General features: G+C 42.0%; 18 protein-coding genes. 9 read left to right on the top strand and 9 right to left on the bottom strand.

The window, feature by feature from the left end; genetic code table 11:
* The 5 genes from BKL49_RS11505 to BKL49_RS11485 all read left to right on the top strand — a co-directional run.
* Positions 1–359: EF-Tu C-terminal domain-related protein (locus tag BKL49_RS11505; RefSeq protein ID WP_482822356.1), on the top strand; the 359-nt coding region annotated here is incomplete at its 5' end.
* A gap of 181 nt (positions 360–540) precedes the next feature.
* Positions 541–1,479, top strand: coding sequence for a hydroxymethylbilane synthase (gene hemC, locus BKL49_RS11500; protein WP_077425602.1), 939 nt, complete (start codon positions 541–543; stop codon positions 1,477–1,479).
* The gene (locus BKL49_RS11495; protein WP_077425600.1) at positions 1,479–2,219 is read left to right on the top strand and encodes a uroporphyrinogen-III synthase; all 741 of its coding nucleotides are present in this window, start codon (positions 1,479–1,481) and stop codon (positions 2,217–2,219) included. The genes hemC and BKL49_RS11495 overlap by 1 nt, the downstream gene beginning before the upstream one ends.
* A 21-nt stretch (positions 2,220–2,240) precedes the next feature.
* The gene (locus tag BKL49_RS11490; protein ID WP_077425598.1) at positions 2,241–3,536 is read left to right on the top strand and encodes a uroporphyrinogen-III C-methyltransferase; all 1,296 of its coding nucleotides are present in this window, start codon (positions 2,241–2,243) and stop codon (positions 3,534–3,536) included.
* A gap of 9 nt (positions 3,537–3,545) precedes the next feature.
* Positions 3,546–4,817 carry a heme biosynthesis protein HemY gene (locus BKL49_RS11485; RefSeq protein ID WP_077425597.1) on the top strand — a complete coding sequence of 424 codons (1,272 nt, stop codon included), beginning with the start codon at positions 3,546–3,548 and terminating at the stop codon, positions 4,815–4,817.
* A gap of 56 nt (positions 4,818–4,873) precedes the next feature.
* On the opposite strand, the gene ispF is transcribed toward BKL49_RS11485, so the two are convergent.
* From ispF to ftsB, 3 genes are read right to left on the bottom strand one after another with little or no spacing between them, the layout of a single operon-like run.
* Entirely contained in the window at positions 4,874–5,350 is a 477-nt protein-coding gene (gene ispF / locus BKL49_RS11480) for a 2-C-methyl-D-erythritol 2,4-cyclodiphosphate synthase (RefSeq protein WP_077425595.1), read from the bottom strand.
* Entirely contained in the window at positions 5,347–6,030 is a 684-nt protein-coding gene (gene ispD, locus BKL49_RS11475) for a 2-C-methyl-D-erythritol 4-phosphate cytidylyltransferase (RefSeq protein WP_077425593.1), read from the bottom strand. Before ispD ends, ispF begins: the two co-directional genes overlap by 4 nt.
* Positions 6,030–6,308, bottom strand: a complete 279-nt coding sequence (gene ftsB, locus BKL49_RS11470; RefSeq protein WP_077425591.1) for a cell division protein FtsB — start codon at positions 6,306–6,308, stop codon at positions 6,030–6,032. The genes ispD and ftsB overlap by 1 nt, the downstream gene beginning before the upstream one ends.
* 217 nt (positions 6,309–6,525) lie before the next feature.
* Between ftsB and BKL49_RS11465 the strand changes: the two genes are divergently transcribed.
* Positions 6,526–7,344, top strand: coding sequence for a 5'-nucleotidase, lipoprotein e(P4) family (locus tag BKL49_RS11465; RefSeq protein WP_077425589.1), 819 nt, complete (start codon positions 6,526–6,528; stop codon positions 7,342–7,344).
* A gap of 178 nt (positions 7,345–7,522) precedes the next feature.
* Here BKL49_RS11465 and fabR read toward each other — a convergent pair whose 3' ends face one another.
* Both fabR and oxyR read right to left on the bottom strand, forming a co-directional pair.
* The gene (gene fabR, locus BKL49_RS11460; RefSeq protein WP_077425587.1) at positions 7,523–8,149 is read right to left on the bottom strand and encodes an HTH-type transcriptional repressor FabR; all 627 of its coding nucleotides are present in this window, start codon (positions 8,147–8,149) and stop codon (positions 7,523–7,525) included.
* Entirely contained in the window at positions 8,149–9,054 is a 906-nt protein-coding gene (gene oxyR, locus BKL49_RS11455) for a DNA-binding transcriptional regulator OxyR (RefSeq protein ID WP_077425585.1), read from the bottom strand. Before oxyR ends, fabR begins: the two co-directional genes overlap by 1 nt.
* 126 nt (positions 9,055–9,180) lie before the next feature.
* On the opposite strand from oxyR, the gene BKL49_RS11450 reads away from it, so the two are divergent.
* A complete protein-coding gene (locus BKL49_RS11450) occupies positions 9,181–9,912 on the top strand; it encodes a glutathione peroxidase (protein WP_077425583.1) in 732 nt (243 codons plus the stop codon).
* Between the two features lie 110 nt (positions 9,913–10,022).
* Here BKL49_RS11450 and BKL49_RS11445 read toward each other — a convergent pair whose 3' ends face one another.
* Positions 10,023–10,496 carry a DMT family transporter gene (locus tag BKL49_RS11445; protein WP_077425581.1) on the bottom strand — a complete coding sequence of 158 codons (474 nt, stop codon included), beginning with the start codon at positions 10,494–10,496 and terminating at the stop codon, positions 10,023–10,025.
* A 59-nt stretch (positions 10,497–10,555) separates the two neighbouring features.
* Between BKL49_RS11445 and brnQ the strand changes: the two genes are divergently transcribed.
* On the top strand, positions 10,556–11,974 hold the full coding sequence (gene brnQ, locus BKL49_RS11440) for a branched-chain amino acid transport system II carrier protein (protein WP_244152005.1): 1,419 nt from the start codon (positions 10,556–10,558) through the stop codon (positions 11,972–11,974).
* Between the two features lie 61 nt (positions 11,975–12,035).
* On the opposite strand, the gene BKL49_RS11435 is transcribed toward brnQ, so the two are convergent.
* Positions 12,036–12,908, bottom strand: a complete 873-nt coding sequence (locus BKL49_RS11435; RefSeq protein WP_077425579.1) for an MBL fold metallo-hydrolase — start codon at positions 12,906–12,908, stop codon at positions 12,036–12,038.
* A gap of 141 nt (positions 12,909–13,049) precedes the next feature.
* Here BKL49_RS11435 and BKL49_RS11430 point away from each other — a divergent pair, with 141 nt between their 5' ends.
* Positions 13,050–13,991: a GlxA family transcriptional regulator gene (locus tag BKL49_RS11430; RefSeq protein ID WP_077425577.1), complete on the top strand. Its 942-nt coding sequence runs from the start codon at positions 13,050–13,052 to the stop codon at positions 13,989–13,991.
* Positions 13,992–14,061: 70 nt separating this feature from the next.
* Here BKL49_RS11430 and BKL49_RS11425 read toward each other — a convergent pair whose 3' ends face one another.
* On the bottom strand, positions 14,062–14,484 hold the full coding sequence (locus tag BKL49_RS11425) for a hypothetical protein (RefSeq protein WP_077425575.1): 423 nt from the start codon (positions 14,482–14,484) through the stop codon (positions 14,062–14,064).
* Between the two features lie 574 nt (positions 14,485–15,058).
* On the bottom strand, positions 15,059–15,637 hold the full coding sequence (locus BKL49_RS11420) for a flavin reductase family protein (protein ID WP_077425573.1): 579 nt from the start codon (positions 15,635–15,637) through the stop codon (positions 15,059–15,061).
* Positions 15,638–15,645: the final 8 nt, after the last annotated feature.

Below are 15,645 nucleotides of genomic sequence, written 5' to 3'. Positions count from 1 at the left end.
GTGCATTATTACGTGGTACAAAACGTGAAGAAATCGAACGTGGTCAAGTATTAGCGAAACCGGGTTCAATCACACCACACACTGATTTTGAATCAGAAGTTTACGTATTATCAAAAGAAGAAGGTGGTCGTCATACCCCATTCTTCAAAGGTTACCGTCCACAATTCTATTTCCGTACAACAGACGTAACCGGTACGATTGAATTACCGGAAGGCGTGGAAATGGTAATGCCGGGTGATAACATCAAAATGACAGTAAGCCTCATCCACCCAATCGCGATGGACCAAGGTTTACGTTTCGCTATCCGTGAAGGCGGTCGTACAGTAGGTGCGGGCGTGGTAGCAAAAATAATCAAATAATTAATTTGATGGATTGAAATCAAAGTAAGAAGGCAGATCGAAAGATCTGCCTTTTTTGTATCCTTCTATTCCAATAACCAATAGAAATCACTTATCTTATGGAAAAGTTAAATGGGAACTGACTTTTTAACCTAAGAATGATAGGATAGGCGGCAAAATTGCTGATGTATTGATTATATTTATGACAATGCCAACTATTTTAAAAATTGCCACTCGGCAAAGTCCGCTTGCACTATGGCAGGCTAATTTTGTAAAAAATCGTTTGCAAGAACTTTACCCCAATTTAAGTGTGGAACTCGTTTCAATGGTAACAAAAGGGGATGTTATTCTTGACACGCCACTGGCAAAAATTGGTGGAAAAGGCTTATTTGTCAAAGAATTAGAAAATGCGTTGCTTGAAAAGCGTGCCGATATTGCAGTGCATTCAATGAAAGATGTACCAATGCAATTTCCCGAAGGGCTAGGGTTAAGTGTAATTTGTAAGCGGGAAGATCCTCGTGATGCCTTCGTTTCTAATCGATATGCTTCCTTTGATGATTTACCAAACGGTGCGATTGTGGGAACATCCAGTTTACGCCGTCAATGCCAGTTGAAACAATTACGTCCGGATCTGGATATTCGCTCTTTGCGAGGTAATGTTGGTACACGTTTAAGCAAATTAGATAATGGTGAATATGATGCCATTATTCTTGCCGCCGCCGGATTAATTCGCTTAGGAATGGAAGATCGTATCGCCTCCTTTATTGAAACAGATATTTCCTTGCCTGCTGCCGGTCAAGGTGCGGTGGGCATTGAATGTCGTGTTGATGATACGGCAATCCAAGCATTGCTTGCTCCGCTTGCGGATCAGGAAACAACAGCCTGTGTGTTTGCCGAACGAGCAATGAATACCCGTTTGCAAGGCGGTTGCCAAGTGCCTATTGGTGGTTATGCCGTATTAGAAAATAATCAAGTTTATTTACGTGCGCTTGTGGGCGAACTTGATGGCTCGCAAATTATTCGTGCCGAAGGAAAAAGTGCGGTCGAAAATGCAGAAGCATTAGGCATTCAGATTGCGGAGCAATTACTTGCTCAAGGTGCCGATCGCATTCTCGAAAAAGTTTATGCCGGAGATAAATAATGGCGGTGCTGGTTACCCGTCCTGATGAACGTGGCAGGCAGCTGGTTGATTTATTAAATCAATCAGGCATCGTTGCTTTACATTTACCTTTATTTACCTTTGAAAGCGGCAAAGATTTAGAAAATCTCCCGAATAAATTGCTCCAGCTTAATCAAGGGGACTATGTTTTCTTAGTCTCCAAAAGTGCGGTTGATTTTTCCGTTAAAACCTTAAAAGAAACGGGCTTTCAGTGGCGTGAAGATTTACATTATTTTACCGTTGGACAAAAAACGGCAGCGTATTTTTCATCTCAAAGCGAGCGAATTATTCATTACCCGATTTCTCAAGAAAATAGTGAAGGTGTGTTGGCACTTCCGCCAATGCAACAACTTAATGAAAAACAGATTTTAATTTTGCGTGGTAATGGCGGTAGAGAATATTTCCCTGAGCAAGCGAAACAACGTGGGGCGATTGTTGATATTTTAGAATGTTATCGCCGCGAACCCATTGTTTATAACAATGAAGAACAAACCAGTATTTGTAAGCGTTCAGGCGTGGATACCTTGGTGGTAACCAGTTTAGAAATTTTACATTCACTCATTGAATTTGTGCCTGAAAGCGAGCAGGATTGGCTTAAAACTTGCCGCTTAGTCACGGTGAGCCGGCGAATTTCTGACGCTGCGAAACAATATGGTTGGCAGAATATTATTTTATCCCCAAAAGCGGATAATCAAACGTTATTGAATACATTACTCAGCTAAATGATCCAGTAAGGAATGAATATGGCGAAAAACAAACCAAATGAAGCAGTAGAAAATCTTGATGAGACGGTACAGGATACCGTTGAAAATCAAGTAGAAACACAGGTTCAACCGGTTCAAACAATTGTCAAAAAAAGTGGAACAGGCTTGAGTCTGTTGGCTATTTTGATTGCCTTGGGTGTGGGCGCAGGCGGTTATTATTTCGGGCAACAACAAGTGAGTGAAATTCAGCAAAAATTGACCGCACTTGAAACGCAAGCCACCTCCGTTTCTTCTAATGAAATGCAATCGGCGCCGCAAATTGAAATGCTTGAAAAAGCCAATACTGCAACACAAGAAAAACTCAATCGCCTTGAACAAATGATTTCTGCAAAAGCGCAGGAACTTACCGCAATGCGTCAGCAAGTGGAAGCCGTGAGCAAACAGGCGATCGCCCAACAACCAAACGACTGGCTATTTTCTGAAGCGGATTTCTTACTGAATAATGCGTTACGCAAACTCGTCTTGGATAACGATGTCGATACAGGCGTATCCCTATTGAAATTAGCCGATGAAACCTTGGCGAAAGTCAATAATGCAGATTCAATGGCGGTTCGCACTGCAATTAATCAGGATTTAAAACAACTGCTTTCAGTGGATAGTATTGATCAAAATGCCGTTATGCAGCGTCTTTCTCAATTAGCCAACTCAGTCGATGAATTACCGGTGTTAAATATTAATTTTGGTGATGATCCGACTTCGACCAAACTGTCCGATTCTTTGGATGATTGGCAAGCCAATGCGGAGAAAAGTGCGGTTTCTTTCTTGAATCATTTTATTCGCATCACACCAAAACAAAGTGCCGATAAGAAAGAATTACTCGCACCGAATCAAGATATTTATTTACGTGAAAATATTCGACTTCGTTTGCAATTAGCCATTATGGCAGTACCACGCCAACAAAATGATTTGTATAAACAATCATTGGAAGCCGTGGCAACTTGGGTGCGTAGTTACTTTGATACCAACACGGAAGTAACACAAAATTTCTTAAAATCCGTGGATGAACTGGCGGAATTATCGGTTTATGTAGATGTGCCAACACAGTTACAAAGCTTGAATTTGTTGGATAAATATTTAAATCGCGTACCGATGGATGTAAAAAAAGTGGAAATTGAAGCTGAAAAAGCATTCAACGAACCACCCAAAGAAACGGATACCGTTCAGGAATCGGCAAAGCCTGAAGTGGTAACGGAAGAAAAACCGCTTGCTGCGCTGCCATCAACCGAATCGCAGTCGCAGCCAACCGAACAACAGCCAACCGAGCCGCAACAATAAGGATAGATTATGTTTAGAACACTATTTTTAATGCTGGCTTTACTTGCCGGATTAATTGCAGGCCCTCACCTTGCCGGTCAGCAAGGCTATGTACGTATTGAAACGGCAAACAGTATTTATGAAATGTCTATCACCACGCTGGTCATTTTATTTGTGGCAACCTTGGCGGTTATTTATGCCGCCGAGTGGATTGTCAGCCGTTTCTTTCGTTTAAGTAGCAGTACATATAGTTGGTTCTCCCGCCGTAAACGTGTGAAAGCACAAAAGCAAACCCTTGAAGGCTTAATGAAAATGAACGAAGGGGATTATGCCAAAGCGGAAAAATTGATTGGTAAAAACGCCAAACATTCTGCAGAACCGATTTTAAATTTAATTAAGGCAGCAGAGGCGGCACAGCAACGTGGTGATGAATTTAGTGCCAATCGCTATTTAATTGAAGCGACAGAACTTGCCGGTTCTGACAATCTTATTGTCGAAATTGCACGCACCCGCATTTTGCTCCAACAAAATAAACTTCCGGCAGCACGTAGTTCCGTGGATAGTTTATTGGAAATGACCGATCGCAATAAAGAAGTATTAAAACTAGCGGTAGAAATTTATATTCGTTCAAAAGCCTATCAAGCCCTTGATCGTATTCTTGAGCTTGTACAACGCTCAGGCTTATATTCTGCGGAGGAATTTAAGGCATTACAGCTTAAAACCGAAAATGGCTTGTTAGATGAAAAAATGAATGAAGAAGGCGTTGACGGTTTACTTGCTTGGTGGGAAGCACAACCTCGCCGCCGCCGTAATGATCTCGACTTAAAAGTAGCACTTATTCAACGTTTAATTGATTGCAATGATCACGAATCCGCTTATGAATTTACCCTTGATGTATTGAAAAAATGGGGTGATAACTCGCCACTAAGTGAAGCACTTTGCAGTCAAATTACCCGTTTGCAACCGGTAGATAATGGCAAATTAATCAAAATGATGGAAAAACGTGCCAAACACGCCGGTGAAAACGAACAATGTGGAATTAACCGTGCATTAGGTTATTTATATGTTCGCAATAATGATTTTGCCAAAGCGGCAGATGCTTTTAGAAAAGTAACCGCTTGCCCTAAACAGCTTGAATCCAATGATACGATGATGGCTGCTTATGTTTTTGAACAAGCTGGGGATAAAGCGGCGGCAGAACAAATCCGCCAACAAAGTTTGCGTTATGCAATGTCAATTCAATCGGACAGTGTTGGAAAAACGGAAGAAAATTCGACCGCACTTTTAGATGAAAAAGCATAATAGCGACAAAACAAAAAGGCACAATAAATATTGTGCCTTTGTTTTTTATAGATTTTTTATTGTTTTATCAATAACGCTACCGCTTCACAAGCAATGCCTTCACTTCTTCCGGTAAAACCCAGTTTTTCCGTTGTAGTGGCTTTAACATTGACTTGTTCAATATTGCATTGCAAATCGCGAGCGATAACAGCACGCATCTCGTCAATATGCGGGCGCATTTTAGGGGCTTGTGCGATGATAGTAACATCCACATTTCCCACCTTATAACCTTTTTCTTGTACTTGGCGAAAAGCTTCACGCAACAAGCCACGACTGTCCGCATTTTTATATTGCATATCCGTGTCGGGGAAAAGTTTACCAATATCCCCTAGGGCGACTGCCCCTAATAGCGCATCCGTTAAAGCGTGCAAAGCAACATCGCCATCGGAATGTGCGATAAAGCCGGTGTGGTAAGGGATTTCAACGCCGCCGATGATTAAAGGTCTCGCCTCACCAAATGCGTGTACATCAAAACCGTGTCCGATTCTTATCATAATGTTTTCCTTGTTAAATAAAATTCTGCCAGTGCTAAATCTTCCGGTCGGGTTACTTTAATATTATCGCTTCGCCCTGCCACCAAGTGCGGTCGAAATCCCGCCAGTTCCATCGCGGAAGCTTCATCCGTAATGATATTGTTCTGTTTTAGTCCATCTTTTAGGGCTTTTTTAAGTGATAATGAGGGGAAAAATTGTGGTGTTTGCGCCTGCCAAAGTTGAGAACGATCTTCAGTAGCAATAATTTCACCGGTTTGGTTAGCCCGCTTAATCGTATCCGTGACCGGAATAGCAAGTATTGCCCCTTGAGGGGCTTGAATGTCCAATAACTTGTTCAAATCCGTTTCACTTAAACAAGGTCTCGCCGCATCGTGTACCAACGCCCAAGCATTGCTTTCTTGAATCACATTCAGGGCATTTAATACGGATTCGGCTCGGGTTTCCCCACCTTCAACCAACTGAATTTTCGGGTGGGAAAGAATGGAAAGCCGTGCGGCATAAGGATCGTTTTGGCTAATGGCAACAATAACACGTTCAATCGCAGAATGAGACAGCATAATATTCAACGTATGTTCGAGGATTGTTTTGCCTAGAATCGTTAAATATTGTTTAGGTTTATCCGCCTGCATACGCGATCCCACACCGGCGGCAGGAATAATGGCAATAATTTTTCGTTGCATTATTTATGCTCTTTAACAATGTGGTAGAAGGTTTCGTTTTCTTTCACCATATCGTGTTGCATTCTGGCGCGTTCCTCAATGGATTCAAAACCTTTCGTGAGTCCTTGAATTTCTGCTGAAATCATTTGATTTCGTTGCACCAATTTTTCATTTTCAGCTTTATTTTCAATGATTTGTGCTGATACTTTTTTATAATCAAAGTAACCATTTTTGCCGAACCAAAGATCGTATTGGAACAAGGCAAGAATCGCCACCAAAATTGCAATAAATAGCCGCATAAAGTCTCGTCCGATAGGGGAATAAAAATACGCCTAGTTTATCTTGAAATACAAATAAAGGCGATGGGAAAGTGCGGTTGATTTTTGATGTGCTTTTGATTGATATGATCCAAATCACAAATTGCTCAAAATTTGTTATCGGCAAAGGGAATATTCACCAACCTTGAGATAAAACTTGCTATACTTTTCCAGATTTATTTTCTAAGAGGAAAAAACAATGAAAACAACATTAAAATTGACCGCACTTACTGCAATCTCTGCTTTCCTATTATCAGGCTGCGCACAAACAGATTCCCAAACACAGGCTGATGCTCAATTACAACAGCAAGCCGTACTGGGTCTCAACTGGATGCAAGATTCCGGTGAGTATCAAGCCCTTGCGTACCAAGCCTATAACGCCGCAAAAGTAGCGTTTGATCAAGCAAAAGTGGCGAAAGGTAAGAAAAAGGCGGTGGTTGTAGATTTAGATGAAACAATGCTAGATAACAGCCCTTATGCCGGTTGGCAAGTCCAAAATAACAAACCGTTTGACGGCAAAGATTGGACACGTTGGGTGGAAGCCCGCCAATCTCGTGCCGTACCGGGTGCAGTAGAATTTAATAATTACGTCAATTCACACAAAGGCAAAATGTTCTATGTAACCAACCGCAAAGACAGCACCGAAAAGGCCGGGACAATTGACGATATGAAACGCCTTGGATTTAACGGTGTGGATGAAACCGCCCTTTACCTGAAAAAAGATAAATCGGCAAAAGCCGCCCGTTTTGCCGAAATTGAAAAACAAGGCTATGAAATCGTCCTTTATATGGGAGATAACCTCGATGACTTTGGCGATGCCGTACACGGAAAATTAAATGCCGAACGCCGTGATTTCGTGGCAAAAAATAAAGCTAAATTCGGGAAAACCTACATTGTGTTACCAAACCCTAACTACGGCGGTTGGGAAGGCGGCTTGAAGAAAGATTACTTCAAAGGCGATAGCCAAAGTAAAGTTAAAGCCCGTTTAGAGGCTGTTCAGGCTTGGGATGGTAAATAATCATTATTGGCGAGTAAAAAAGTAGAACGCCACACCGGCGTTCTTAATTTTTTAACCTATTGAAATTATTTGTTTTTTGATAAGCACGCGAAGTGTCGCGTTCCTACTGTTCACAGTATTTTCTCTTTGTCCGTTTACTACATAATGTCGGGAAAACATTCCAAATTTTGACCGCACTTTATTTTTGAGTGGAATGTTTTTCTTTTTGTGCGGCAAAATCTGCCCCTTTGGCAATCATTCGTAGTTGTAAAATGACCCGCTCTTTCAGTTGTTCCCGTTCTTGTTTATTCATATCTAATGCATTTGCCCCTGCGGTAAACACGATTGTAACAATCCCTTCCGCTTGTACATAGGCGATATATTGGGAATAACCATTCTTTTGTACCAGATATTCGGCGAGTTCGTCCACAAAATGTTTAATTTCGCGTGCGGCAGCATTGCGAAATGCCTGCGAAGTTCCTGAGCTTTCTCGTAACAAAAGGCGGAATACGTTGGTACTATTGGTAATAAATTCAAAGAAAGTCTCCACTGAAACCGAGATGACACTCCCGCCTGCGTCAATGCGTTTACGTGCTTGGCGCATAAGCTGTCGTAGGATTAACCCTGCTTCGTCCACCATTTCCAAACCGAGTTCGTCCATATCGTTGAAATGGCGATAAAAAGAGGTGGGGGCAATGCCGGCTTCGCGTGCCACTTCACGCAAACTTAAATTAGAAAAACTTTTTTCTGCACTAAGCTGATTAAACGCGGCATCCACTAATGCTCGGCGTGTTTTTTCTTTTTGAATTGCGCGAACGCCTGCCATTATTTTTCCCCATTAAAAATTGAGGTGACTTTATTTCTCACCGCACTGGCAACGCGTTCATAGCGGTTACGCAATGGCGAACCGGGACGATAGACTAAGGTAATGCTACGGGCCGGTTCCGGTGAATAGCAAGGGATGTATTTCACGCCTTTGCGAGCTCCCTCATTTAGCACGGCAAGTTCAGGCATAAACGTCATACCGGCATTCGCTGCCACCATATTGCGTAGTGTTTCAAGGCTGGTGGCTTGGTAGTGTACATTTTCTTTTGCACCAGCAGTGAAGCAATAGTCCAAGGTTTGATTACGCAAACAATGACCATCATCCAACATCAGCATTTCTTGCCCTTTGAGTTGGTTCATTGGGATTTTTTGTTCTTTTGCCCAAGGGTGTGATTCTGAAACGGCAAGTAGCATTTTTTCTTCAAAAACCGGTACTTCGATAAAGGCTTCTGTTTCTTGTACACGTGCCAAAATAGCACAATCTAAACGACCGGTTTCTAGTTGTTCCAATAATTGTTGTGTTTGTGCTTCATAAAGAAATACTTCTAAATCGGGAAAGGCTTTTTTTAACGTGGGCATAATGTACGGCAAAAGGTAAGGGCCTAATGTCGGAATTAAGCCGATATGCAACGGTCCCGTCATTTCTTTTCCTTGATTGCTTGCCATTTCTTTCAGGAGCTTGATTTCACGCAATACGGTGCGGGCTTGTTCGACCAACAGCATTCCAGATTGCGTGAAAAGGACTTTTCGACTTGTGCGTTCTAATAAAATAATGCCGAGTTCATCTTCTAATTTGCGAATTTGCCCGCTTAATGTGGGTTGGCTCACATTGCAAGAGTCAGCCGCACGGCGGAAATGTTTATGTTCTGATAAAGCAACTAAATATTCTAGGTCACGAATGTTCATCGAATGTCCTTATAATATAGAAAGGGGCGATTAAAAGAATAGAATTAATTGATTGTGACTATATCATAAATTTGACTATAATCTAGATCATCAATCATACATCATTCCAAATTTAAGGAGAAAAATATGGCTCTAACCGATATGACCGGTAAAAAAGTACCAAATGTAACTTTTCACACCCGCCAAGGCGATGCCTGGGTTGATGTGACCACAAGCGAACTCTTTGATAATAAAACCGTTGTTGTTTTCTCATTACCGGGGGCATTCACGCCAACTTGTTCATCAACTCATTTACCGCGTTATAATGAATTAGCGTGCGAATTTAAAGCAGCAGGTGTTGATGACATTATCTGTGTTTCCGTCAACGATACTTTCGTAATGAATGCGTGGAAAGCAGATCAAGAATCTGAAAATATCACCGTGATTCCGGATGGTAACGGCGAGTTTACCGAAGGAATGGGAATGTTGGTAGGTAAAGAAGATTTAGGTTTTGGTAAACGTTCTTGGCGTTATTCTATGCTTGTGAAAAACGGCGTTGTAGAAAAAATGTTTATTGAACCGGAAGAGCCGGGCGATCCGTTCAAAGTTTCTGATGCCGATACAATGCTCAAATACTTAAAACCGGGTTGGACGGCAAAACCGTCTGTTTCAGTGTTCACAAAACCGGGTTGCCCGTTCTGTGCAAAAGCAAAAGCATTGTTAAAAGCAAAAGGTTATACATTTGAAGAAATCGTTTTAGGTCGTGATGCAAGTACTATTTCTGTGCGTGCGATTACCGGTAAAACCAGTGTTCCGCAAGTTTTTATCGGCGGTAAACACATTGGTGGAAGCGATGATTTAGAACAATATTTTGCTTAATAGAAAATTAGGCTAGGATTTGAATGAAAAACCAAACACTTCAATGTGTTTGGTTTTTTTACGGGAAAATTTTTTTAGTTATTTAAAATTTATCTAATTTTGACCGCACCTTATCCTTTCACTAAGGTGAAGATTTTATCGCCAAAGAAATAGAAAATAAGCCCAAATGCAACAATCGCTAAACCAATCAGTTTGGTGATATTCACTTCTCGAGTTGGCATTCCGATTAAGCCGAAATGATCGATAAATGAAGCAGTGATTAATTGTCCCACAATGATAAAAAAGAGCATTGCCGTAATGCCAAGTTTGGGTGCCAACAACACGGTGGTGAATACCACTAATGCACCGAGTGCGCCGCCGATTAATTTCCACCAAGGTTGTTGTGGAAGTGCGGCCAATCCTGCCCATAAATCCGTTTTAAACAAGGCAACGAAAAAGAGCAAAATCGTTCCCACTGCAAAAGAAATAAATGTTGCGATAACAGGTTCGTTGCCAACTGCCTTCGCTAATTGGGTATTGATGGCGGATTGTGAAGCAAGTGCCATTCCGGCAATAAGTGAGATCAGAACATAAATAAGAAACATAGCTCCTCCTAAAAGCGAAAATTATAGGAGATTTTGTTTGTATTTTAAACGTCAAAAGATTGCTAATAAAATTTTTTGGATTTTTGACCGCACTTTCAAGTCTCATTGCGCTTGGTGATTATCGTGCTATACTCGCCGCCCATTTATTTATAGGTAAAATAACAATGATGCTAAAAAAAGCAGCCCTAACCGGGCTTTTATTATTTGGTATGTTTTTTGGTGCCGGCAACTTAATTTTTCCCCCTAGTTTAGGGGCATTATCGGGCGGGCAATTTTGGCAGGCGATTGTAGGGTTTGTTTTATCCGGAGTGGGGATTGCGGTACTTGCCTTGATTATCGGAATGTTAAATCCTAAGGGGTATGTGGACGAAATTTCACAGAAAATTTCCCCTTGGTTCGCCACCCTTTATTTGGTGATTTTATATCTTTCCATCGGGCCTTTTTTTGCCATTCCGCGTACGGCGACAGTCGCCTATGAAGTGGGCATTTCCCCTATGCTGTCGGAAAGTGTGGGCGGAAAAGGATTAGGCATATTCACATTGTTCTATTTTGCCGCCGCTTATTTTATTGCCTTAAATCCCTCTAAAATTTTAGACAGTATCGGGCGAATTCTAACGCCGATTTTTGCCTTATTGATTGTGATGTTAGTGGTGATGGGGATTATCGAATACGGTGCAAATTCCCCACAAGAGGCAATGGGGGATTATGCTAAAACCGCATTTGGCACAGGTTTTATTGAAGGCTATAACACGTTAGATGCTTTGGCTTCCGTTGCGTTTAGCGTGGTGGCGGTTCAAACCTTGAAGCGGTTAGGCTTTCATTCCCGCAAAGAATATGTTTCAACTATTTGGCTTGTTGGGATTGTGGTGGCATTAGGCTTTAGTGTGCTTTATATCGGTTTGGCTTATTTGGGCAATCATTTCCCGATGCCGGCGGAGGTAATGAATAGTGATGTAAACAAGGGCGTGTATATTTTATCGCAAGCCACGCAAGCCATTTTTGGTCAATCGGCACAATGGTTTTTAGCAGTAATGGTGGCGATAACCTGTTTTACCACAACGGCAGGATTAATTGTTTCTACCGCTGAATTTTTTGCTTCACATTTCCCTCAATTCTCTTATCGGGTTTACGCCACTGTTTTTGCTTTGCTTGGTTTAGGCGTGGCAAATTTGGGATTGAATGCGATCATTCAATTTTCACTGCCTGTTCTGCTGATTTTATACCCTATCACGATTGCCATTGTGATTTTAGTGATGGTAAACAAAGTCCTTGCCCTTTCAAAATTAGGAATGCAATTAACGGTCGCATTTGTTACGGCAGTTTCATTGGCCGGCGTGTTGGGCGAACAATTCCAAATGATAGAAATAACGAACTGGGTTCGGCATTTACCTTTTGCCGAAATTGCATTACCTTGGCTCGTGCCGGCGTTGGTGGGCTTGGGATTGGCGATGATTTTGCCGAATCGCCAAAAAGGATAAGACAAACAAAAACGGAAGCTATTGCTTCCGTTTTGTCTTTTAAGCTGAATTGGTTTTATTCTTAGAATTTCACCACTTCGCCATCTTCAGGAATTTCAACATTTTGAATTTTTTCTGCTTCCACAAATTTGCGTAAGTCTTTACGGTAAACGGACATATGATTCACCGCATCCATATGCACTGCAATTAGTTCGGCATTCGGCACCAGTTTACGGGCGTGTGCCACATCTTGCGTTCCCATAATAATACCGCCGTCAAAGCCTAATACGCGTGCATCACCGGTATTCATAATCATCACTTCGGGTTTGTAAAGATTAATGGCTTTATTGACATCGGTTGTCCAAATGGTGTCGCCAACTAAATAGACGGTTTTATGCCCTTTGGCTTGGAAGACCACGCCCATTGCTTCATCCAGCATTGTGGCAAGTTGAGGGGATTCAAACATTGCCTGTGTACCGTGCGAACCACCGGTTTTGGAGAGGGTAACATCGCCAAATTGCGTGCTATGTCCGCCTAATAGCGTTTCAACATTGGTAAAACCCTGCGATTTTAATAATTCACCGTCACGATCGTGTTGAACAAAGATTTTCATTGATTTTGGCAACACTTTTTGTGCCACTTCGTCCCAGTGATCTAAATGTGTATGGGTCACAATAATCGCATCGACATCTTTAAAGGTTTCTTCCGTTTTCACCGGTAGTTCAACCATCGGGTTACGTAAATGGCTGTTGAATGTGCCTTCAAATCCCGGATAACGCCCTTTTTCCGCCAACATTGGATCGATCAAAAATGTTTTGCCTGCATAGTTAATGCGACCTGTCGCATTACGGATATGCTGGTAGCTATCAGTGGTTTTGGGGGCAAGATCCGCAGCGAATGAAGTGGCGGTGGCAACAGCCAATGTCACGGCAGTCATTAATGTTTTTAAGTTCATCATTTTTCCTCTTTTAAAGTGAATGGTGCGCATTATAGGGAGAATACAAAAGGTGAAAAATAGAAAATAAGCCATAAAACATAATTATTGGGTCAACTTGTGATATAGTGCGTTTCATTGATTTACCGAATAAAAAAGAAAATGCCGACTGTTGCCCTCATCGTGTACGACCACATTATGCCCATTCATTTTTCAATGGCATATTCCGTTTTTAGTTTAAAAGATGAGCAAAATCAACCGCTCTTTAGCGTGAAAGTTGTCAGTGATAACCCCGACAATTTTCAGCATCCGTTATTGCATATTCAATTAGATGGCGGATTAGATTGTTTACACGATGCCGATATGGTGGTGATGACCGGTTGGCACGATACGGCAATTCAGCCAAGTGAAAGATTACTGGATGCCTTACGCCAAGCCTATGAGCGAGGGGCAACGGTGGTGGGATTATGTTATGGCAGCTATGTGTTGGCGTGTGCAGGCTTGTTAAATGGCAAAAAAGCCACAAGTCATTGGTTGGGCGAGCAAGAATTTACCCATCGCTTTCCTACTGTGAAATGGGATTTCAACCCGATTTATTTGCAGGATGATCGCATTATTACATCGGCAGGCTTGGTTGCCTCGCTTGATTGTTGCCTTTCTATTGTACGAAACATTTACGGCGTAAAAATTGCCAATCATATCGCCCGATTATTGGTTATTCCGCCTCATCGTGAAGGCGGGCAAGCACAATTTATTGAGCAACCCATCGCCCGTGCCACCTCCAACCGCAACATTAATACCTTGTTGGCTTATTTATCGGAAAATTTAACCGCACTTCATCAAATTGATGATCTCGCCCACCGCCTTTCAATGAGCCGCAGCTCCTTCACCCGCCACTTCCGCAAAGCCACGGGAATGTCTGTGAATCAATGGTTGATTGAAGCCCGCCTGCAACGAGCCAGAGATTTACTTGAAAGCTCCCGTCTCAGTATCACCGAAATTGCCCTTCAAAGCGGTTTTAATAGCGATATTGCTTTTCGGCAACATTTTATGAAAAAACATAAAGTCGCCCCCAATCAATGGCGGAAACGATTTAGTGAGTAAAAGTGCGGTTGATTTTGGCTGAGAATTGTTGGATATAGGATTGGGCACGACAAGCGTACCCTTGTTATTTTTAAAATGATGGAGTTGTATTTGAGGCTTTGAATCCTTTCGTTGCGACCGCCGCAAAAAAGACTGCAAAGAGAAAATCCCCGATTCCATAGGTTCGGAAGAATGTTGTGATATGGATAGGTAGAGTGGGATCGTTTAATTTATCCGCTTGGGTAAACAACCAATACGCCCACGCCACGGCATAAACAATTTTTTCTACGCAAAATACTGCAATCAGGTGTGGTACGGCAGCATAGCGATGGGATACCGATAAATAAGCCAGCCCCCATAAAATAATGCCGATTTGTCCAATAATTGAAAAGACAACAGGATCTAACATTGCCAAGCGTTGATCGGTAAAAAATTGGGTAAACCCCAAAATACCAATTAAATTATATGCCCCTGCAAGATAAAAGCCCTTTCTAATCCAAGTTTGTTGTTTCATATTTTTTCCTTTGTTTTAACGATTGATATTGCCATTTTATGACAGTTTATTTCGCAAATTATTCCGATGGTTAAGTATTTTTTATTCTTCCAATATTTCGCTGTTGTATGCCTTTACTTCCTACGTTTATGGGGAGCTACCGTGAAATACCCTTCGCTCCCTACGTTTACGGAGGACAAATGCTTGCATTTTAGCGCTGGCTTTGCCAACAACCCCAAAGGAGCGGGCAAAGCGAGTAACCTGTCGTGAAACGACTGAGGGAATATAACAAAATGGCAAAAGAATCGTAAAAATTAACCGCACTTTTACCAATCTTTTCCTGAAAATTTTTCAATTAAAAAATCTAACAATTTCCGTACGGCAAGCGGTAAAAGCATTACTCAATATTTGGCGTAAGCGGTGTTCCTTTTGTAGTGAAAGTGTAGTGAAAGAAACCGGGCAGGGTTGGACGAACGTGAGTTCGGAAAGTTTGTGAGGAAAATTAAATGTAACGTGGGCTTTTTCGCCCACGATTTTATTTGTTAAAGTGCGGTTAATTTTACCAATGTTTTTTCGCTGTGATAGAAAAGCATTATTACGGCGTGTTTATTGGGTTTCCTACCGTCAAGCCTTTACCTATCAGATAAAACTGACCGCCTGCGATATAGTGTAAGGTACGGAGTTCATCGGGGGCTTGGTCAAATTCCCAATGCCCGTTACGGAAAATACGGTCGTCTGCCCAGGTGGCAAGCACTTCGCCGATAAAAAGATCGTGTTTTTGGTGATTATCGGGTTCCGGCATCACTTTGCAGATAATCCACGCTGCACAACCTTCTACTAACGGCACATCAAAACCGTTCTGATAAAACAGATTAAGCCGGTCTAATTTTGCCGGATTTTCTTTGCGACTTTCGCCCATTGCCATCACTAATTCCGCCTGTGCCGCCACGGGGATTTGCACGGCAAAATAACCGCTCTTTTCTATCAGTTCTCGGGTGTAGGCGGCTTTGTCCACGATAATCATCAACTTAGGATTGGGTAAATAATCCACCGCACATACCCAAGCCGCCGACATCACGTTTTCAATGTTGTCCGCTTTGGCAGAAATCATTGTGGTCGGGCCGTGGTTGATCAGGCGGTAAAATTTTTCCAGTTCTACGGGTTGAATTGCCATCGGTTTTT

It is taken from the genome of Rodentibacter myodis (assembly GCF_001999305.1).
GTDB lineage: Bacteria > Pseudomonadota > Gammaproteobacteria > Enterobacterales > Pasteurellaceae > Rodentibacter > Rodentibacter myodis.
This window is presented reverse-complemented; position numbering and strand designations above follow the sequence as displayed.